19 protein-coding genes are annotated in these 19169 nt (G+C 63.5%); 14 read left to right on the top strand and 5 right to left on the bottom strand.

All coding sequences use genetic code 11. The annotated features are described in order from the left end of the window. Positions 1 to 326: 326 nt before the first annotated feature. The 11 genes from P0D87_RS03645 (at position 327) to P0D87_RS03695 (ending at position 11008) form a co-directional block, all read left to right on the top strand. On the top strand, positions 327 to 2147 hold the full coding sequence (locus tag P0D87_RS03645; protein WP_006046612.1) for a methanol/ethanol family PQQ-dependent dehydrogenase: 1821 nt from the start codon (positions 327 to 329) through the stop codon (positions 2145 to 2147). 106 nt (positions 2148 to 2253) lie between these two features. Then, positions 2254 to 2673 (top strand): c-type cytochrome, encoded by a 420-nt coding sequence (locus tag P0D87_RS03650; RefSeq protein WP_006046613.1) that lies wholly within the window; start codon positions 2254 to 2256, stop codon positions 2671 to 2673. A gap of 28 nt (positions 2674 to 2701) precedes the next feature. After that, positions 2702 to 3613 carry a substrate-binding domain-containing protein gene (locus tag P0D87_RS03655; protein WP_006046614.1) on the top strand — a complete coding sequence of 304 codons (912 nt, stop codon included), beginning with the start codon at positions 2702 to 2704 and terminating at the stop codon, positions 3611 to 3613. 122 nt (positions 3614 to 3735) lie between these two features. Then, positions 3736 to 4503, top strand: coding sequence for a hypothetical protein (locus P0D87_RS03660; protein ID WP_051153870.1), 768 nt, complete (start codon positions 3736 to 3738; stop codon positions 4501 to 4503). A gap of 12 nt (positions 4504 to 4515) precedes the next feature. After that, positions 4516 to 5502 carry a LysR family transcriptional regulator gene (locus P0D87_RS03665; protein ID WP_029965957.1) on the top strand — a complete coding sequence of 329 codons (987 nt, stop codon included), beginning with the start codon at positions 4516 to 4518 and terminating at the stop codon, positions 5500 to 5502. A 53-nt stretch (positions 5503 to 5555) separates the two neighbouring features. Next, a complete protein-coding gene (locus tag P0D87_RS03670) occupies positions 5556 to 6575 on the top strand; it encodes an AAA family ATPase (RefSeq protein ID WP_006046617.1) in 1020 nt (339 codons plus the stop codon). A gap of 3 nt (positions 6576 to 6578) precedes the next feature. After that, entirely contained in the window at positions 6579 to 7466 is an 888-nt protein-coding gene (locus tag P0D87_RS03675) for a DUF58 domain-containing protein (RefSeq protein WP_171799976.1), read from the top strand. Further along, on the top strand, positions 7463 to 8398 hold the full coding sequence (locus tag P0D87_RS03680) for a calcium incorporation protein MxaA (protein ID WP_053859319.1): 936 nt from the start codon (positions 7463 to 7465) through the stop codon (positions 8396 to 8398). The genes P0D87_RS03675 and P0D87_RS03680 overlap by 4 nt, the downstream gene beginning before the upstream one ends. Beyond that, positions 8395 to 9384: a vWA domain-containing protein gene (locus tag P0D87_RS03685; protein ID WP_053859318.1), complete on the top strand. Its 990-nt coding sequence runs from the start codon at positions 8395 to 8397 to the stop codon at positions 9382 to 9384. Before P0D87_RS03680 ends, P0D87_RS03685 begins: the two co-directional genes overlap by 4 nt. Further along, complete coding sequence (locus P0D87_RS03690; protein ID WP_053859317.1) at positions 9381 to 9956, top strand: MxaK protein; 576 nt, start codon at positions 9381 to 9383, stop codon at positions 9954 to 9956. Before P0D87_RS03685 ends, P0D87_RS03690 begins: the two co-directional genes overlap by 4 nt. Positions 9957 to 10000: 44 nt before the next feature. Continuing rightward, entirely contained in the window at positions 10001 to 11008 is a 1008-nt protein-coding gene (locus P0D87_RS03695) for a vWA domain-containing protein (RefSeq protein WP_053859316.1), read from the top strand. A gap of 18 nt (positions 11009 to 11026) precedes the next feature. On the opposite strand, the gene P0D87_RS03700 is transcribed toward P0D87_RS03695, so the two are convergent. Beyond that, on the bottom strand, positions 11027 to 11671 hold the full coding sequence (locus P0D87_RS03700) for a helix-turn-helix transcriptional regulator (RefSeq protein ID WP_006046623.1): 645 nt from the start codon (positions 11669 to 11671) through the stop codon (positions 11027 to 11029). A 106-nt stretch (positions 11672 to 11777) separates the two neighbouring features. Then, positions 11778 to 12746, bottom strand: a complete 969-nt coding sequence (locus P0D87_RS03705; protein ID WP_053859315.1) for an ornithine cyclodeaminase family protein — start codon at positions 12744 to 12746, stop codon at positions 11778 to 11780. Between the two features lie 238 nt (positions 12747 to 12984). Here P0D87_RS03705 and P0D87_RS03710 point away from each other — a divergent pair, with 238 nt between their 5' ends. After that, a complete protein-coding gene (locus tag P0D87_RS03710; RefSeq protein ID WP_053859314.1) occupies positions 12985 to 13785 on the top strand; it encodes an ABC transporter substrate-binding protein in 801 nt (266 codons plus the stop codon). A gap of 28 nt (positions 13786 to 13813) precedes the next feature. Then, entirely contained in the window at positions 13814 to 15055 is a 1242-nt protein-coding gene (locus P0D87_RS03715; protein WP_053859313.1) for an NAD(P)/FAD-dependent oxidoreductase, read from the top strand. A gap of 39 nt (positions 15056 to 15094) precedes the next feature. On the opposite strand, the gene P0D87_RS03720 is transcribed toward P0D87_RS03715, so the two are convergent. Together P0D87_RS03720 and P0D87_RS03725 are read right to left on the bottom strand one after the other, a co-directional pair. Then, a complete protein-coding gene (locus P0D87_RS03720; protein WP_053859312.1) occupies positions 15095 to 16015 on the bottom strand; it encodes an ATP adenylyltransferase family protein in 921 nt (306 codons plus the stop codon). A 68-nt stretch (positions 16016 to 16083) separates the two neighbouring features. Next, positions 16084 to 16905 (bottom strand): LysR substrate-binding domain-containing protein, encoded by an 822-nt coding sequence (locus tag P0D87_RS03725; RefSeq protein WP_171800019.1) that lies wholly within the window; start codon positions 16903 to 16905, stop codon positions 16084 to 16086. A gap of 124 nt (positions 16906 to 17029) precedes the next feature. On the opposite strand from P0D87_RS03725, the gene P0D87_RS03730 reads away from it, so the two are divergent. Next, complete coding sequence (locus tag P0D87_RS03730) at positions 17030 to 17881, top strand: alpha/beta fold hydrolase (RefSeq protein WP_053859311.1); 852 nt, start codon at positions 17030 to 17032, stop codon at positions 17879 to 17881. A gap of 18 nt (positions 17882 to 17899) precedes the next feature. Here the strand turns inward: P0D87_RS03730 and P0D87_RS03735 are convergent, their stop codons facing one another. Then, a complete protein-coding gene (locus P0D87_RS03735) occupies positions 17900 to 19123 on the bottom strand; it encodes an acyltransferase family protein (protein ID WP_053860729.1) in 1224 nt (407 codons plus the stop codon). Between the last annotated feature and the right edge of the window lie 46 nt (positions 19124 to 19169).

Raw genomic sequence — 19169 nt, forward strand, 5'->3', positions numbered from 1 at the left:
GTCACGGCGTGACACAGTTGCCGTGCGTCGCCCGTCATTGGTGTTTCATCCACGTGTCACATGCCAAGGCCGACGACGCCCGACGCGCCGCGCGCGGCTTGATGCGATGTGACCGCACGGCGTTTGACGCTCGCCTTGTAACAGCGCCTGCACTGTGCGCCGCTGCCGCATCGGCATGGAATATGCGTTGGCCGACATGCGCCGCAAAACCCGACAACGATCGGGAATGGCGTTGATCGTTACCCTGCTCCGTGGTGGCGCGCCCGGTGCTGCGAGGTAGCGTGGGTCATTCGTGAGTTGAACAGCAAGACCATTCTGGAGGAGACATGAACTTACGCACCACGGTTCTTGGGCTCGCGATCCTCGCGTCGGCAGCCTTGAGCTCTATCGTTGCACAGGCCGATTCGCAGCTCGACGGGCTCATGAAAAGTCCGTCTAACTGGGCGGCTCAGGCAGGCGATTATGCCAACCACCGCTACAGCCCACTCAAGCAGATCAACGAAAGCAACGTCGGCAAACTTCAGGTCGCATGGACCATGTCGACCGGCGTGCTGCGCGGCCATGAAGGCGCGCCGCTCGTGATCGGCGACACCATGTATATCCACTCGCCGTTCCCTAACAAGGTGATTGCGATCAACCTCAAGGATCAGACTTTCATCTGGCAGTACCAGCCGAAACAGGACGACTCGGTTGTGTCCGTGATGTGCTGCGACACGGTTAATCGCGGGCTCGCTTATGGCGACGGCAAGATCTTCCTGCAACAGGCCGACACCAAGCTCGTCGCGTTGAACGCGAAAACCGGCGACGTCGTGTGGAGCGCGCAGAACGGCAATCCGAAAGCCGGCGAAACCAACACCAATGCGCCGCACGTATTCGGCGACAAGGTGCTGACGGGCATCTCGGGCGGCGAGTTCGGCGTTCGCGGACGCCTGATCGCCTACGACATCAAGACGGGCAAGCCGGTCTGGACCGCATTTAGCACGGGCCCGGACAAGGACATGCTGATGGACCCCGACAAGACGATGACCTACACCGACGGCAAGATGGTGCCGGTTGGCGCAGACTCGTCGCTGAAGTCATGGAAGGGCGATCAGTGGAAGCTGGGCGGCGGCACCACGTGGGGCTGGTATGCGTGGGACCCGAAGCTCAACCTTGTCTACTACGGCACCGGCAATCCGGGCACATGGAACCCGACGCAGCGTCCCGGCGACAACAAGTGGTCGATGTCGATCATGGCCCGCGATCTGAATACCGGCATGGCGAAGTGGGTCTATCAGATGACGCCTCACGACGAGTGGGACTATGACGGCGTCAATGAAATGATCCTGTCGGATCTGACCATCGACGGCAAGAAGGTGCCCGCCATCGTTCACTTCGACCGCAACGGCTTCGGCTACACGTTGAACCGCGAGAGCGGCCAACTGCTGGTCGCGCAGAAGTACGATCCGGCCGTGAACTGGGCGGACAGCGTGGACCTGAAGAGCGGCAAGCCGATCCGCAATGCGGCGTATTCGACGCAGGCAGCCGGTTCGGATCACAACGTGAAGGGCATCTGTCCGGCGGCGCTCGGCTCGAAGGACCAGCAGCCCGCGGCGTTCGACCCGAACTCGAGCCTCTTCCTCGTGCCGACGAATCACGTTTGCATGGACTATGAACCGTTCGATGTCGATTACGTGTCGGGTCAGCCGTATGTGGGCGCGACGCTGTCGATGTATCCGGGCCCGAACGAGAACAACGCGATGGGCAACTTCATCGCGTGGGATGCGGCGAAGGGCAAGATCGTCTGGTCCAAGCCGGAGAAGTTCTCGGTGTGGTCGGGCGCGCTCGCCACCGCTGGCGGCATCGCGTTCTACGGCACGCTCGAAGGCTACCTGAAGGCAGTCCGCATCAAGGACGGCAAGGAACTGTGGCGCTTCAAGACGCCGTCGGGAATCATCGGCAACGTGTTCACGTATCAGTATCAGGGCAAGCAATACGTGGGCGTGTACTCGGGCATCGGCGGCTGGGCCGGCATCGGCATGGCGGCAGGACTCGAGAAGTCGACGGAAGGTCTGGGCGCAGTGGGCGGCTATCGCGAACTCGCGAAGTACACGGCGCTCGGCGGCACGCTGTTCGTGTTCGCCATCCCTGGCGGTGCCGGCGGTTAATCAACGGCTGGTTCAATAACAGTTGGTTCAATTGAGTCATGGGTCCGCGTCGCTGCACGAAGCAGCCGGCGCGGCCCTTTCCCGAGGATCGAGGAGACATCTGCATATGAAAGGCCGATCAATCTTGTTGGGGGCGGCGTTGCCGGTCCTTTTCGTCGTGCTGCCTGTCGCGTACGCTCAGACCAATCCCGCGATTGCCCAGGTGGCGTACAAGGTGGTCGACGGCAGCAAGGTGGACAGCAACACGTTGCAAGGATGGAAGACCTGGCGCGCGCTTGCCTGTGAACGCTGCCACGGCGCGCAGCAGCAGGGCATGGTGGGGCCGTCGCTCGTCGAGGCGTTCAAGACGCTCGACAAGAACGAGTTTCATCGCACCGTGTTTGGCGGGCGGGTCGAGAAAGGCATGCCCGACTTCAGTTCCAGCCAGATGATGCAAAAGAACTGGGAGAACCTTTACGCCTATCTGAAAGGGCGTTCGGACGGGCAGATCAAGCCCGGCGATCTGCAGGCCATCGACGCAAAATAGCGTGCGGCTTTACTTCAGGAGGTGATCGATGCGTCATCGTCATTCAATGCACGTGCATGCGGCGCTCGTGGCAGGCGCGCTTTGCTATGCGGCGCTCGCAAGCGGCGCAGTGCGCGCCCAGGGCGAGGCGCTGCCCAACAACGACGGCGCCGACGGCGTGCTGCGCGTCTGCGCGGACCCGAACAACATGCCCCTGTCGAACAACAAGGGCGAAGGTTACGAGAACCGCATCGCGAGCCAGATGGCGAGCGACTTCGGCTACAAGCTCGAATACACGTATTTTCCGCAGCGCATGGGCTTCGTGCGTCATACGTTGCGCGAGAAGGTGGCCGATACCGGGGCGTACAAATGCGATCTGATCATCGGCGTGCCGAAAGGCTACGACATGACATCGACCACGCAGCCCTATCTGCGCTCGACCTATGCGATGGTGTTCAAGAAGCGGCCCGAACTGGCCGGCATCAATACGCCCGACGATCTGCTCAAGCTGCCGCCCGATCAACTTCATAAGCTGCGTTTCGGCATCTTCACGCAGACGCCTGCCGTCGACTGGCTGCTCGGTCATAACCTGATCGATCAGGCGGTGTCGTATCAGGTGCAAAGCGGCGATCCGCAGGAATATCCCGGCCAGATGATCGAACGCGATCTGCAGGCGGGCAATGTCGACGTGGTGTTTCTGTGGGGGCCGATTGCCGGTTACTTCGCGAAGCGCTCGGGCGATTCGGTGAAGCTCGTGCCGTTCCCGGCCACGCCGGGCATCCGCTTCGACTATACGATTTCGATGGGCGTGCGCTACGGCGAGAAAGCGTGGAAGGACAAGGTCGATCAATGGATCGGCGCGAACCACGACAAGATCGACAGCATTCTCACGAGCTATGAAGTGCCGCTGCTGAAACCGGTCGACGCACCGGCGGGCAAACCCGCGGACGCGTCGCCATGACGGCGGAGTGTGGTGGGTTTCCCGGCGGTATTCCTGACGACGGCGTGAGCGGCGGTATCGGCAACGGCAGGCGGCGCGTGCTCGCGGCGTGCGCCGCGAGCATCGCTTGCGTGACGGGCGCAATGGGTGCGATGGGCGTCGTTGTAGCCAACGCGCAAGCGGCCACGCCTGCACCCGCATCCGCGCCGGGCGCGAGCGATATTTCGCCCGCCGAGCGCCTCATCTTCACGACCGATCATCTGCACGGCGTCGAGCAGCAAACCGAACTCGATTACGCGTTGCTCAGCTCCGACGCGTCCGCGCACGGCAGCGACACCGTCAAGGTGCTCGTGACGAGCGCGGACAATGCAAAGGGCGACGCCCAGGTGTCCGATAAACGCGGCGCGGTTCCGTTGCCGAACGGCGGCTTGCAGTGCAATCCCGTCATCATCTATTTTCTCGAGCGCGACATCGCCGAGATGGAGCAGTTGACGGGCGGAAAGCGCCGCTATTTCCAGCAGCGCCTGCGGCTCGCGCTCGCCGCCGGGCCGAAGATCGAAACGGTGACGAGCCAGATCGGCGGCAAGGCGGTGAAGGCGCAGCAGATCGTCGTGCAGCCGTATCTCGACGATCCCAACGCCGCGCGTTTTCCGCAATACACCGGCAAGCGCTATACGTTTCTGATCGCGAGTACGGTGCCGGGCCAGGTCGCGATGATTCGCACGGAAGTGCCGGGCGCCAACAACGATTTCGCGCATCCGCTGCAAAGCCGCGCGCTCAGTTTTCAGGCTGTGTTGCGCAAGCTGACGCCGCCGGGGAATGCACCAAATGCGCCTGGCGCGCCGAACAACGCGCCGCGTTCGCCGAACGAGCCCGTCACGCCGTCGAACGCGCCGCGCGCGAGCCGGTAGCGGCGCATGGCATTGAATTTCATCCGCTCGCTCACGCTGCGTCAGTTGCAGATTTTCGTCGTGGCGAGCCGCTATACGAGCTTCGCGCGCGCGGCCGAGGAATTGCATCTGACGCAGCCGGCCGTGTCGATGCAGATTCATCAACTCGAGGAAGCCGTGGGCCTGCGTCTGTTCGAACGGATTGCGCGCAAGCTCGCATTGACCGAGGCCGGCGAGAAGTTCAGCCATCACGCGAGCCGCATTCTCGGCGAGATCAAGGACGCCGAAGATGCGATGACCTCGCTCAAGCAGGCCGACAGCGGCTCGATCGCGGTGGGCATCGTCAGTTCCGCGACGTATTTCGCGCCCAAGCTGCTCGCGATGTATTCGCGCATCTACCCGAAAGTCGACGTTCACTTTTCGGTCGGCAATCGCGACGCGCTATTGCGTCTGTTGCAGGACAACGCGATCGATCTCGCGATCATGGGCCGGCCGCCTCCGGAGTTGGACACGACGACCGAGCCGCTCGCATGGCATCCGCAAGTGGTGATCGCGCCGGTCGATCATCCGCTCGTGGGCGCGCAACGATTCGACTTGCAGGAGCTGCGCGGCGACACGTTTCTGGTGCGCGAGCCTGGTTCGGGCACGCGCATGGCCGCGGAGGAAATGTTCCGCCAGCATCTGTTCACGCCCGCGAAAGTCGTCACGCTGGGCAGTAACGAAACGATCAAGCAGGCGGTGATCGCTGGCATGGGCGTGAGCCTCATTTCGCTGCACACGCTGCTGCTTGAACTGCGTACCGGCGAACTCGCCCTGCTCGATGTGAACGGCACGCCGATCGAGCGGACGTGGCAGATCGTGCATTTGCGCGCCAAGCAGCTTTCGCCGACCTGCATGATCTTCCGGCAGTTCCTGCTCGAGGAGGCCGCAGCTTATCTGGAGCGCGAGTATGCGGGGTTCGTGCCGTCGCCGGGAAGATCGAAGGTTCTGTTAAAGGCAGTCGACGACGCATCCGCGTGAAGCGTTTTTCTTGCCGGCGGCGCGATGTGTGCCCGCCATAGGAGATTGCACCGATGGGTTCCAGCGAACAGCTTCAGGATTGGCGTCTGCATGCGCTGCATATCGAGGAAGAAGTCGCGGGCGCGGTGATCGGCCAGTCACAGGTGATCCGGCTCATCACCGTGGCGCTGTTTGCGCGCGGCCATGTGCTGCTCGAAGGCGGCGTCGGCGTCGGCAAGACGACCGTGTTGCGCGCGTTTGCGCGCGTGGTGGGCGGCGAGTTCGAGCGCGTCGAAGGCACGATCGATCTGATGCCGGGCGATCTCGTCTATCACACCTATGTCGATGCCGAAGGCAGGCCGCGTATCGATCCCGGTCCGCTTCTGCGGCACGGCGAGCGGCTCACCACGTTCTTCTTCAACGAGATCAATCGCGCGCGTCCGCAGGTGCAGTCGCTGCTGTTACGTGCGATGGCCGAGCGTTCGGTGTGGGCGTTCGACCGCGAATATCGTTTTCCGCACATGACGGTGTTCGCGGATCGCAACAAGGTCGAGAAGGAAGAGACGTTCGAACTGGCGTCGGCGGCGCGCGACCGTTTTCTCTTCGAACTCGGCATGCCGACGCCCGACGACACCGAGGTGCGCCGCGCGCTCGTGTTCGATGCCGACTATCACGACGTCGACCGGCTGCTCGCGCGCCTTTCTCCGGCCATCGTGCCGTGGGAGCAGTTGAATCAGATCGGCGCGGCGATCCAGCACAGCGTGCAATCGAGCGAGACGATAGAGCGCTACGTGCTGGACATCTGGCAGGCTACCGAAACGCCGCAGCGCTTCGGCATCGCGCTCGACGGGGTGGACATGGAGCGGCTCATTCTCGCGGGCGCGAGTCCGCGCGGGATGAGCGCGCTGCTGCGCGCGGCGCGTGTAGTCGCGTGGCTCGCGGGCCGCACGCATCTGATTCCCGAGGACATTCACGCGGTGCTGCTGCCCGCGCTCGGCCACCGCGTGTTCTTCACGCCGATCTACGAATTGCGCCGCCAGGAACTCTCGGAGGCGTTGATGACGCAGATCGTCGGCAGACTGGCGGTGCCTTGAGCGATGAACGCGATAGCGGAATTCCACTACCGTTTGCCGATGCGCTCATCGGGCGTTCGGCCCGGCTCGCATCGTGGATCGAGCTTCGGCGCGGGCCAGGAATTCGCGATGCACGGACGCCTCTTCGACTATCCCGATCCGCGCCGTCTCGATCTGCGCGCGAGCGTGCGCGCGGCGCGCTCCGAATGGCTCGTGCGGGTGCATTTGCAGCGCGCGGCGGTGCCGGTGCAGGTGCTTGTCGATGTGTCCGCGTCGATGCGCTTCGGCAGCCGTCAAACGAAACTGGAGGTGGCCGCGGATTTCGTCGAGGCATTGGGTTATAGCGCATTTCGTGTGGGCGATCCGTTGGGCATGCTCGCCTTCGATCATGCTTCACGCGACGATCTTTTCATGCCGGCGCGCTCGGGCCGCGGCATCGGCAATCTGCTCGCGACGATGCTGCGCGGGAGCGAGAGTAATAGTTCAGACGCAAGCGCGGGGTCCGGCAACGTCAGCGAAAGTGCGGACGCACTGCGGCGCGTCGCGTCGACGCTGGCGGGCCGTCAGGCGCTGGTCTTTATCGTCTCCGATTTCCACTGGCCGCTCGCGGCCTTACCCGCCGCGCTCGACTTGCTGGTGCATTCGTACGTCGTGCCAATCGTCATATGGGACGCAGCAGAGACCGTGCCGCCCGCGGGCGGTCCGCTGCTCGCGGTCAGCGATGCCGAGTCCGGCGCGCGGCGCACGCTGTGGCTGAGCGCCGGCGTGCGGGAGCGTTGGCGCGAAGGCGTTGCAACACGCCGCGCCGAACTCTCGCAGATGTTCGGCAAGCGCGCGATCCAGCCGTTTTTTATCGAAAGCGCTTTCGATCCGGAGGCCATGTCGCGCTACTTTCTGGAGGCCGTTGCATGAGATTCGGGGGAACGCTACGCCGCATACGGGCCGCGATGATCGTCGCTATCTTGCTGCTGCCTTCGCTATTGCCGTCCACGAACGCAGCAGCCGCGAGCGGCGCCGCATTCCAGCCGACCGTGCAGGAGCCGCGCGCATTCGGCTATCTGCTCGGCGATGTGCTCACGCAACGCATACTGCTGCAAGACGGCGACCGCGAGATTGGCTCGGTGACGCCGCCTTCGCTCGGCCGCACCGATACGTGGCTCGAGCGCCGGCGCGTTCGCACCGAGACCGACGACGAGGGCCGCCGCTGGATGGCGATCGACTATCAGCTCGTCAACGTGCCGACCGCGCTCACGCAGATTGCGTTGCCCGCGTTGACGCTGCCGTCGTCGTCGGGGGCGACGCTGCGGGTCGCCGAGTGGCCGATCAGCATCGGTCCCGCGACGCCTGCGAATCCGTTCAATGCCGGCGATCTGCAAGCGCTGCGGCCCGACCGCCAGGCTTTGCCGCTGCCCACTGCGCCGCTGCGGCGGCAGGCCGGCATCGCTGCGGGCTTGTCGTTGCTGACCTTGTTGTCGTGGGCGGGCTGGTGGTGGTGGCGCAATGCGCGGGAGTCGGCGCGGCTGCCGTTCGCGCGCGCGTGGCGGCAAATGCGGCGCATGCAACGCACGCAGCGCGACCCCGAGCCGCGCATGGATGCCTCCACGGATGCGTGGCTTTGCCTGCATCGCGCGTTGAACGAAACGGCGGGTCATGTCGTGCATGGCGGTTCGCTGCCGGCGCTGTTCGCACGGGCGCCGTATTTGCAACCGTTGCGCGCGCAACTGGAGCAGTTCTACCGGCAATCGGCGGAGCGCTTTTTCGTGCGCGCGTCGACCGCCGAGGCCTATCCGCTCAAGACGTTGTGCGAGGCGCTGTATCGCGCGGAACAGCGTCATCAGCGATGAACGATATGGCGCTCGACTTCGCTCACCCCTGGCTGCTCGCGCTGCTGCCGCTCGCATTGCTGCCGCTGCTGCGGCGCCGCGCCGACACGCTCGCGTTTTCGTGGATCGCGTGGCTGCCGGAGGATCGCGCGGGACGCTGGATCGGCGCCGTCGCGCAGGGCAGCGCCGTGCTGGCGATGCTCGCGATCGTCGTCGGTCTGGCCGGTCCTGGACGCTCGCATCGCGAGGTATTGCGCACGGGCAGCGGCGCGCAGATTCTGATTCTGATGGACCGCAGCGCCAGCATGGACGAGCCGATCAACAGCAAGGGCGTTGAGGTCAGCGCGGGCGAATCGAAGAACAAGGTGGCGCGCGCTTCGTTGACGGAGTTCGTCGCGCAGCGGCCGAACGACCGCCTCGCGTTCATGATGTTCGGCACGAGCCCGTTGCTGGCGATGCCGTTCACGTACGACCATCGCGCGATCGACGCCGCCATCGCCGGTACGAGCGTCGGCCGCGGCATGCCCGACACGCAACTCGATCTCGGGCTGCTGACTGCGATCGGCGAATTCAATCAGCAGCATTCGTCGAGCCGCCGCGCAATCGTGCTCGTCTCCGACGGCGGCGCGAAGCTGAACGCGCGTGTGCGTCAACTGATTGAAGACGGCCTGCTGCGCAATGATATCGCGCTCTACTTCATCTACTTGCGAAGCAGCATTTACAGTCCCGACCTGAATGCGAAGGTGCCGGCGAGCGAGTCGTCGGCGGAAGCGGAATTGCACCGCTATTTTCTTTCGCTGAAGACGCCTTATCGTTTGTTCCAGACGGGTAATGCAAAAGCAATGAGGGACGCGATGGCCGAAATCAACCGGCAGCAGAATGCGCAGACGACGTTCGTCGAGCGTTTGCCGCGCGAGGATCTGAGTTCGTATTGCTTCGCGGCAGCGCTTGCGAGTTGCGTGCTGCTCATCGCATTGCGGTTCTTTCAGGTTCGGGTGTGGGCATGAAGCGCGCGTCGGTGCATGTCATCTTCGGGGCGGTCGCGCTGTGTTGTGCGGCGGTGGCCGCTTATGACTGGCTGCGGTTGCGTCACGCGGAAGAGGTGAATCAGGTCGTGGCCGCCAGCGCTACCGCTACCGCCGGCAAGGCAGCCGCGAAGCAGGCGCCGCGCAGCGCCGGCAGCATGGACGACGCGCCGCAAGTCAGACTCGCGCGCGCGATCGCGCTGTCGAAAGAGGGCGCTTACGACACGGCGGGTCCTCTCTTCGAGTCGCTGATTCGCCAGCAACCCGAGAGCGACACAGGACGCGCTGCGCTGTTCGATCTCGGCAATCTGTATCTGCGCCAGGGCATCGGACATAGCCCTGCGGGCGCGGTCGAATCGCTTGCAATGGTCGAGGAAGCGAAAGCGCGCTACCGGAGTCTGCTGCGCATCGCACCCGACGATTGGGACGCGCGCTACAACCTCGAACGTGGGTTGTGGCTCGCGCCCGAGACGCGCTCCGCGTCAAGTGCGCCTGACGTCAAGGAGCAGCACGACATCAAGGTGCGCGATCCCGAAAGCAGGGACTTGCCGTGAGCCTGCGCGCATCCATGCGAGGCTTTTTTACTGGACGTCACTGGATGACGGCAGCCGCGCTCGTGCTGCTGATTCTCGCGCTTGCGATGCCGCCGGTCGCGTTGCCGCGGGATACGTCGAGCTACATCGTCACATTCGATATTACGCAGAGCATGAACGTAGAAGATGCGATGCTCGACGGTGCGCCGGTGAGCCGGCTCGTGTTCGCGCGTGCGGCGATGCGCGAGGCGCTCGGGCAATTGCCGTGCGGGTCGAAAATCGGCTGGAGCGCGTTCACCGGGCAGCGCAGTTTTCTGCTGCTGCCGCCCGTCGAAGTGTGCGGCAACTATGATGCGCTGCTGGCGTCGCTCGATCGGATCGACGGGCACATGCGCTGGACGAACTACAGCCGCATCGCCGAGGGCGGTGTTTATTCGGCGGTTCGCGTGGCGCAGGAGATTGGCGACAGCACGGCAGTCGTCTTCGTCACCGATGGCCAGGAAGCGCCGCCGCTGCTGCCCTCCGATGCACTCAAGCAGGACATCAATCCCGCGCACGTGAAGGGCTGGCTGATCGGCGTGGGCGGCGATCAGCCGGCGCCGATTCCGCGCAGTGACGCGCACGGCAATCGCATCGGCTACTGGCAGGCGGACGAGGTCGTGCAGGTTCCGCAGATGCATGCGTCAGCGGCTCATGCGGCCAGTCACGAGGAACGGTCCGCGTTGCAAGGGCATTATTTGAGCGCGGTGGCCGGGCAGGTCGGCTTCGGTTATCGGCGTTTGATGGACGCGGAGTCGTTGCGCGACGCGATGCTCGATACGCGGCTCGCTCACCGGGAAACGGTGCCGACCGATTTGCGCTGGTGTCCCGCGGTGCTCGCGCTGCTGTTGCTCGTCTGGCGCTTCTTGCCGGGGACTGCTGTTTCTTTAGAGACGATGCGGTTTGGTACGACGCCTGTTGCGCGAATCTTTGGCCCGGCGCGGCGCGCTCGCGCGATTAGCTCATCGCCTGCCGACAGCGCTCACTACGCCGCCGCGGCTGCCGCCGCGCACAACCGCGATCTGGTCGAATAGCGCGCTGCATACGCCCACTTACGCGGCTGCTCCGCGCAGATCGCGGATATGTTGATAGACGGTGGCGCGGCCCATTCCCAGCACGCTCGCCACATAGTTCGCCGCGCTCTTGCCTTTGAACGCGCCTTCGGCCCACAACGCTTCCACCAGTTCGCGGCGATGGTCGCGCGTCAGCGAATTCAGCGCGAGTTGACGCTCCTGGAGCCACGCGTGAAGAAACGTGTTGATGCGCTCCTGCCAGTCGTCCTTGAAGAGTTCCTCGGGTTGCTTCACGACGCCCGCGCCTGAAATCACGCGGTCGATCACATGCTTGACGTCCTCGAACACGGCGATGTTGTAGTTCACGCACATCACGCCGACCGCCACGTCCGCGTCGTCGAATAGCACGGTGCTAACACAGCGCATGCGCCTGCCGTCCCAGTTGATCTTTTCATAAGGCCCGATCGTGCCGGACTCGACCGTGTGATCGATTTCCTCCAGCGCGGACTCGTCGCCGATCTCGCGCTTGGACAGATTGTTCGCGATGTACGCGACCGTCTGACTGTGCAGGTCGTGAATGACGATCTCGACGTAGGGGAAAAAAAGCAGCGCGATGCCGTCCGCGACACGGCTGTATCGATCCAGAAGCAGGCGGCGCGTGGCCGTTGTCTTGGTCTTTCGCATAGGGCAGGTGGGTTCCGGTTTCGCAGAGGCTACAACGCGTCGGCTCGCGCGTCATTTTGCCATGAGCGACGCGTGCGGCCGCTTAGGCGGCATCGCTGCATAGACGCTATTGCGCGGTCAGATGCCTAAAGAGTTCGAATGCGATTGCCACGTCTTCGAGTCCAAGCCCAATCGAGCGGAAAAACGCGTGCTTCTGATAGGACGGCCGCGCCGCGATACCGGCGACGAGTTCCGGCAGATCGCCCGCCACGTTGCGTGTATGCCAGCCGTGCTGCTCAGCGGCCAGCTTCATTTCGCCCGCGCTTGCCGGAGTGGTTTGCCTGTAGTCGCAGTACACGTCCATTGCCGGAATCCACGCGGGCGGGACCTCGTGAGCGTTTGCCGCGTTCGTGCTGATCGATGTGACGAGCGCGGGCTTGCCGAGCATCCCGTCCGCCAGCACGGGCGTACCGGACGACGTGCACAGTGCGACGACGTCGGCGTCTGCAACGCAATCTTCAATGCGCGTGCAGATGTGGATGCGCTCATCGAGCGCCGTGATTTTCTTCTGCGTTATTTCGTCATCCTTTAGATCGCGCGAGAAGACGCGGATCGCAGTCCACGGCCTCAGCGCCGCGAGATGGCGAAGATGAGCCTGCGCCACCGCGCCTGCGCCGACGACCGCCAGCGTGCGCGCGTCGAGTGGCGCCATATGCTCGACGGCGAGCGCGGTGGTGCCGGCCGTTCGCTCGATGGTCAGCAGCCCCGCATCGCACCACATGAGCGGCTGGCCGGTTTGCATCGACATCAATGCGGTCCACGCGGTGATCACCGGCTTCGAACCGGTCACGATGTAGGGCGACAGCTTCGCGCCGAACAACTGAGCGTCCGACATCGCGCCGAGGTACGTGATGAAGTCGCCCGCGCCGCGCGGAAAGAGCGTGAGCGTTTGCGGCGGCTGCACGGCCGCGTCGTTCGCGAGCGCACGAAACATCCGCGTCAAGGCTCCGCGCACGTCGAGATGCGGTAGCGCTTTGCGAACGGTTTCTTCGTCGACGATCAGAGGAATCGCTTTGTCCGTATGTGTCGTGCTCATGTGCCTGCTCTCCGCAACGTTTGCCGGTATCCGGCGTCACGGCCATTCTAAAGTCAAAAAGTCCAGACTGGACTTTTATTTTGAAAATCGCTTGCTTTTGCCCGAGTCCAGAATAGACTGTTGTTCCAGAGAGGGCGCGGACGCGGGTTTTCACCGACATTCGCGCGGCCTCTCCAGGCAGACAGGCGACGCCCATTCGTGCCGCTGATTCGCGATCCCCAACAGACAGGGAACCACCATGCTCCGCAAGCTCCAACTCTCTCTTTTTGTCGCCGCTGCTGTTGTGGCCGGTGCTGTCGGTTCCGTCGGCACGGCCAGCGCGGAAACCCAGAACACGTTGCGCTTCGGCGTTGAAGCCGCCTATCCGCCGTTCGAAAGCAAGACCGCCACGGGTCAATTGCAGGGCTTCGACGTGGACGTCGGCAATGCGGTGTGCGCGAAGATGGCCGTGAAATGCGAGTGGGTCGAAAACGCGTTCGACGGCCTGATTCCCGCGTTGCAGGCGCGCAAGTTCGACGTCATCAATTCGGCGATGAACATCACGGCCAAGCGCAAGCAGACCATCGACTTCACGCGTCCCATCTATATCGTGCCGATCGTGATGGTCGCGAAGCGCGGCTCGGGCCTGATGCCGGATGTGAAGAGCATGCAGGGCAAGCGGGTCGGCGTGCTGCAAGGTTCGTCGCAGGAGGATTTTCTGAAGGCGCATTGGGCGAACGCGGGCGTCTCGGTCGTCTCGTACGCGGATCAGGACCAGGTGTACACCGACCTCGTCGCGGGCCGGCTCGACGCCGCGGTGCAGGAAACGCAAACGGTGGAAGACGGCTTCCTGAAGAAGCCGGCCGGCCACGACTATGCGATTGCCGGTCAGCCGCTCAGCGATCCGGCCACGCTCGGCGAAGGAACCGGCTTCGGCTTGCGCAAGGGCGACAAGGCGCTCGCGAAGAAGGTCGACGCGGCGCTCGAGGCGCTGAAGAAAGACGGCACGCTCAGCGCGCTTTCGCAGAAGTACTTCAATCGCGACATCATCGCGAAGTAATGTGTTGCGGAGCCAGCAGAGCGAGCTTATGGATTTCGATGTGATCGTGCTGGGCGCCGGCATCGTCGGCGTGTCGGCTGCGCTGCATTTGCAGAGCCGGGGCCGGCGTGTGGCGCTCGTCGACCGGCGTGCGCCCGGCGAGGAAACCAGTTTCGGCAACGCGGGGCTGATCGAGTCGTCGTCGGTCGTGCCTTACGCGTTTCCGCGCAATCTCGGCACGCTGCTGCGCTATGCGCGCAACCAGTCGACGGATCTTTACTGGGACTATCGCGCGTTGCCGTCGTTCGCGGGCTGGCTCGCGCGCTTCTGGTGGGAGTCGTCGCCCGAGCGGCTGATGAGCGCCGCGCGCGACATGCTGCCGCTGATTCGCCAAAGCGTCGCGGAGCACGATCTGTTGATCGACCGCGCCGGTCTCGCGGATCTCGCGATCAGCAAGGGCTGGATGGAGGCGTTTCGCACGCCCGCGGAATTCGCGCGCAATGCGGCGGCCGCCGAGGCCATCGCGCGAACGCATGGACTGCGCGTGGTCGCGCTCGATGCAACGGTATTGGCGACGCACGAGCCCGGTCTCGCGGATGGATTCTGCGGCGCGCTGCACTGGCAAGACCCGAAAAGCATCGTGAATCCGGGGGCGTTGACGAAGGGTTACGCGCGTCTCTTCGAACAGGACGGCGGCACGTTGTTGACCGGCGATGCGACGACGCTGCAAGCACAAGCGGGCGCGTGGACCGTGCGCACATCGGCGGGCAGCATCAGTGCAAAAGAGGTGGTGGTGGCGCTCGGTCCGTGGTCCGACCAGGTGTTCGAACCGCTCGGCTATCGCATTCCGCTGCGCGCAAAACGCGGCTATCACATGCACTATCGGCCGACGAAGCCGATGCTGTCCATGCCTTACGTCGACTCCGAACAAGGGTACGTGGTCGCGCCGATGCAAGGGCGCCTGCGGCTCACCACAGGCGTCGAGATCGCGCGGCGCGACGCGAAGCCGACCGGCATTCAGCTCGAACGCGCGGAGCGCTCGGCGAAGTCGGTGTTTGGACTCGGCGAGCGGCTCGATGCGAACCCGTGGCTCGGCTTGCGTCCGTGCACGCCGGACATGCGGCCTATCATCGGACCGGCGCCGCGTCATACAGGTCTATGGTTTTGTTTCGGCCACAACCATCATGGATTGACGCTCGGTCCGGTGACGGGGCGGCTTCTCGCCGAAATGATGACGGGCGTAGAGCCTTTTGCGGATGCGCGTCCGTTTCGGGTCGAGCGGTTCGGGTAGACGTTTCGCGTTCAGTTGCGTCCGCTTGCGTACAACCCTCTAGGCTGCAATCGTTCCCGCAACGCGTTGCAGCACATTCATTGGACCGAGCCGCGTGATCGTTTGCATCTGCGCATCGTTCCTCACAAAAAGAGAACCGGCAAACCCCAATGCGTTGACTGCTATGCCCTCAGTGCTTTCGACAGAGCGCGGCACGAGCATCATCCATCGCGTGGTGACGAGCAGGTTGTAGGGCGCCGACTGCCGCGGTTCGCCGTCCACATCCACAGCGTGCAAACCGCTCGCGTCGAGCAAACGCAGATACGTATCGAACGCAATGCGGGCCAGTTCCTGCGGTCTATCCGCGAGCTTCTCATCAAGCGCGGCGAACGCATGCACAAAGCCGAGGCCGGGCACAGTGCAGACCGCGCCGTCGTTGCGCGCGGCCGCGAGCAACGGCTCGATCGGCAGATGAGGCGCGCTTTCGTCGAGTGGCAGCGGCACGATCTGCAAGTGCTTGTGCGGCTGACTCGCGCCGGCAGCCGGGCCGCCATTGTAAAAGCCGAGGCTCTCGAACTGCGTGATGCAATCGAATAACGCGCGGAAATCCGCTGGATTCAGCAGGTTTTCCTGCAACTCCAAGCGGCGCGTCACGATCAGCAGATGGTGGTCGATGACGTTGAACTTGTTGAGCAGGACGATATGCGTGTCCGATAAATCGGCGACGAAGAGATCGGGCTCGCAGGGCAGAAAAGGATTGGCTGCGCGATTGCTGGACGATTCCGTCTTGCGTTGTTGCGCGTGCTGCTCCTTGCGTTCGAGGCTCGACACTTGGCGGATCAGGAACCGCACGCCGCCGTCTTCAATCGTCCCGAGGCGCGTCTGTATGCGACGCAACGCGCCGCAAGCCAGTGCATGCGCGGTTTGGCGCACGATGGCGGACCACAAGGTGCCGGATGATTCGCGAGGAGGCGTGTTCATGGCAATGAGCGGCTTCGGTTTTGCGCGACATGTAGCTCACTTTATACACTCGTCGCGCGAACGGCGACCTAGCGCCTCAACTCCGCAATGATCTTCTCCGCGAGAAAATCGCAGGGCGGGCGCTTCGATGCCGTGCTGCGCGCGAGCACCACTTCGAGCGCCGCGATTTCGGGCAAGCCCTGCGCCTGGCCGAGTAGCGCGAAGTGCGCGGGAACGGCGCATTGCGCGAGCGGAACGACGGCGAGACCGGCTTCGGCCATCGACACGAGTCCCATCAGGCTCGGGCTTTCATACGACGTGCGATAGCTGATTCGCGCCTGTTCGAGGCTGCGGATCGCATTTTCGCGCGCGACGCTGCCAGGCAAGAACACCGCGATCGGCAAGGGCCGTTCGCGCCAGATGTCGTGCGCGCTCGGCGACGCGGCCCACACCATCGGCTCGAGTCGCAGAAACTCGCCTGCCAAACCCTTCACGCGCGTCGCGCAGACGAGATCGACCGAACCGTCCTTCACCATCGGCGCGAGTGCGACGCTCGGCAGGCCGACCACCCGAATCTCAACCTTCGGATAGGTCGCGGAAAATTTCTTGAGGATGGGCGGCAGCAGCGACGACGCGTAGTCGTCCGGCACGCCGATGCTCACGCGGCCGGTCACGTCGGGCCGGACCACGGCGGCCCACGCTTCGTCGCGCAACGCCAGCATGCGGCGCGCGTAGGCGAGCAGCACTTCGCCGTCTTGCGTGGGCACGACGCTTCTCGGCTTGCGCACGAAAAGCGGCTTGCCGAGCGCGGTTTCGAGCGTTTTGATCTGCATGCTTACCGCCGACTGCGAGCGGTGCACGACTTCGGCCGCGCGGCTGATATTGCCGGCGTCCGCCACGGCGACGATCATCGTCATGACGTCGAGATCAAGGGCTTTCAAGGCGTGGTATCAGAAAAGTAGATGGATTCCATCAATATTACGCGATTTTCTTAAATGTTGACGTGCGGCATAGTGCTGGCAAAGGAGCCAGTGTATGAACGCCCGAACCGATTTCTCCCTGTTAGCCGCGCCCGAGCTGTCGTTTGCGACGATTGCGTCGGGCATTTGCGTGCCGTACGTCGAGTGCGGACAGGGTGAGCCGCTCGTCTTCGTGCACGGCTCGCTGTGCGACTACCGCTACTGGAGCGCGCAGACGGCGGCGCTGTCGGAGCATTTTCGCTGCATCTCCGTGAGCCTGAGCCACTATTGGCCGGCGAGCGAGGCGTGCATTCAGGGCGAATTCGGCTGGCAGACGCATGTCGCCGAACTCGCGGAATTCATCGAGGCGCTCGACATCGCGCCCGTGCATCTGGTTGGGCATTCGCGCGGCGGCTGCGTCGCATTTCACATGGCGCGCGAGCATCCACGGCTGGTCAAGACGCTGACGCTCGCCGATCCGGGCGGTCCGTTGCAGATGGACGGCATGGCCGAGGCCGCGCTGCCGGCCGCGACGAATGCGCTGCGCGCGCGCGTGGCGGAGTTGATCGAAGGCGGCGAGATCGAAGCGGGGCTCGAGCTTTTCGTCGACTCCGTGAGTGCGCCGGGCTCGTGGCGCAAGAGTTCGGTTGCGTTTCGCACGATGGCCGCCGACAACGCAGCGACCTTGCCGAAGCAGTTTCGCGATCCGTTGCCCGCGTATTCGCGTGAGGCCGCGCGTAGCATCCAATGCAGAACGCTGTTGATCGAAGGCCAACGGAGCCCGCGTATGTTCCGCAACAACGTCGAGAAGCTCGCGGAATGGATCGATTACGCGGACAAGCAGACAATCGCGGGCGCGTCACACGGCATGAATGTGTCGAACGCGGGCGCCTTTAATCGGCTCGTGCATTCGTTTGCGAGCTTCTGAGCGGCGGCGAAAGTTCTCTCAAAGACTTCTGGCGCCGGCTGCCGGCGCGCGCGGCCGCGTCGTGAGGAATCGGCCGCGAATCCAGTCTCTTAACGGAGCGACGAGCCGCTCCTGAAAGTACACAGCCGCGATGACCGTCCCGATCAGATACAGCGGATACGTCGCCATGCTCGGTATGACTTCTTTCGACGCCGCGACGCATTCGGAGAAATGCGCAGCGCACCATAGCGGCGACTTTCCGATCGAAAGCAGCTTCAATACTTTCATTAGCACCAGAAAGATCGGGACGTGAATCGCAAAGATGGACAGCGCCGAGTTGCCGAGACGAGTCGACAATGCCGCGAATCGCGCGGGAACCGCGAGCCCCGCGAAGACGATGACGAGCACCACTTCCGCCGGCATCAATGCGCCGTTGTGAACGACATAGCGCGTATTGAGCGGGCCGTGCGACTCGAGCCACGCGGCAATCGCGAACGAGCCTGCAAAGAAGAGCAATGCTGCGACGACCTTCGCCCGGCTTTCGTATAGTGCATTGAGTTGCCCCTCGCGGAACAGTCCATACACGAGAATTCCCGCGAGAAATTCAGGCAGCCGCAGCACCGGATTGCGCGTGACGAAGCCGACCGCGGCTGGACCGTACCAGTGCATGAGCGTGGCCGCGACAGGCGGAATCAGATAAAGAACCCACAGCACGACCAGGAGCCGGTACTTGTTCCGGGCCTTGAGAAGGCGCGGCGCAAAGAATGGAAAGGCGAGATAGAAGAAGAACAATGTCGCCAGTGACCACGACGGCGGATTCACCGACCCATATAGCGGATACCACACCTGTAGCAGCAAGAGGTTCAGCACGTAATGGACGACAGTTTCCGCGGGGCTCAGCGTAACGAAATGCTCTGCATCGTCGAGCGACATGATTGCGAACTGCTGAAATCCACGCGTGCCTGCCACTGAGACCAGAAGCACCAGCACAAGCGCGATCAGATGCACCGGGTAAAGATTGGACAGGCGCTTCACGAAGAATTCACGCGTGCCGCCGCGCAGTTCAGTCGTGCGTCCGAAGTAGACGTGGGCCAGAATAAAGCCGGACAGAATGAAGAACGAACTGGTGGCGAATCCGCCGAGATTGGCCAGTTCGATCAACGGCAACGTCACATACTGCGGGTACTGATGTATCGAGTGAAAGACCATCAGATAAACGGCGAGTGCGAAGCGCAGCACGTCGAGGCCAACGAACTTGTTCATCATCAGGTCCATGCGAGATGGGTTGCGATCTCAATCGGAATTTGTT

This window comes from Paraburkholderia sp. RL17-368-BIF-A (genome assembly GCF_046054045.1).
GTDB lineage: Bacteria > Pseudomonadota > Gammaproteobacteria > Burkholderiales > Burkholderiaceae > Paraburkholderia > Paraburkholderia graminis.

Coding starts and splice junctions, on each gene's coding strand:
- P0D87_RS03645 (WP_006046612.1), top strand. CDS start 327: ATGAACTTACGCACCACGGTTCTTGGGCTCGCGATCCTCGCGTCGGCA.
- P0D87_RS03650 (WP_006046613.1), top strand. CDS start 2,254: ATGAAAGGCCGATCAATCTTGTTGGGGGCGGCGTTGCCGGTCCTTTTC.
- P0D87_RS03655 (WP_006046614.1), top strand. CDS start 2,702: ATGCGTCATCGTCATTCAATGCACGTGCATGCGGCGCTCGTGGCAGGC.
- P0D87_RS03660 (WP_051153870.1), top strand. CDS start 3,736: ATGGGTGCGATGGGCGTCGTTGTAGCCAACGCGCAAGCGGCCACGCCT.
- P0D87_RS03670 (WP_006046617.1), top strand. CDS start 5,556: ATGGGTTCCAGCGAACAGCTTCAGGATTGGCGTCTGCATGCGCTGCAT.
- P0D87_RS03675 (WP_171799976.1), top strand. CDS start 6,579: ATGAACGCGATAGCGGAATTCCACTACCGTTTGCCGATGCGCTCATCG.
- P0D87_RS03680 (WP_053859319.1), top strand. CDS start 7,463: ATGAGATTCGGGGGAACGCTACGCCGCATACGGGCCGCGATGATCGTC.
- P0D87_RS03685 (WP_053859318.1), top strand. CDS start 8,395: ATGAACGATATGGCGCTCGACTTCGCTCACCCCTGGCTGCTCGCGCTG.
- P0D87_RS03690 (WP_053859317.1), top strand. CDS start 9,381: ATGAAGCGCGCGTCGGTGCATGTCATCTTCGGGGCGGTCGCGCTGTGT.
- P0D87_RS03695 (WP_053859316.1), top strand. CDS start 10,001: ATGACGGCAGCCGCGCTCGTGCTGCTGATTCTCGCGCTTGCGATGCCG.
- P0D87_RS03700 (WP_006046623.1), bottom strand. CDS start 11,671: ATGCGAAAGACCAAGACAACGGCCACGCGCCGCCTGCTTCTGGATCGA.
- P0D87_RS03705 (WP_053859315.1), bottom strand. CDS start 12,746: ATGAGCACGACACATACGGACAAAGCGATTCCTCTGATCGTCGACGAA.
- P0D87_RS03710 (WP_053859314.1), top strand. CDS start 12,985: ATGCTCCGCAAGCTCCAACTCTCTCTTTTTGTCGCCGCTGCTGTTGTG.
- P0D87_RS03715 (WP_053859313.1), top strand. CDS start 13,814: ATGGATTTCGATGTGATCGTGCTGGGCGCCGGCATCGTCGGCGTGTCG.
- P0D87_RS03720 (WP_053859312.1), bottom strand. CDS start 16,015: ATGAACACGCCTCCTCGCGAATCATCCGGCACCTTGTGGTCCGCCATC.
- P0D87_RS03725 (WP_171800019.1), bottom strand. CDS start 16,905: ATGATCGTCGCCGTGGCGGACGCCGGCAATATCAGCCGCGCGGCCGAA.
- P0D87_RS03730 (WP_053859311.1), top strand. CDS start 17,030: ATGAACGCCCGAACCGATTTCTCCCTGTTAGCCGCGCCCGAGCTGTCG.
- P0D87_RS03735 (WP_053860729.1), bottom strand. CDS start 19,123: ATGAACAAGTTCGTTGGCCTCGACGTGCTGCGCTTCGCACTCGCCGTT.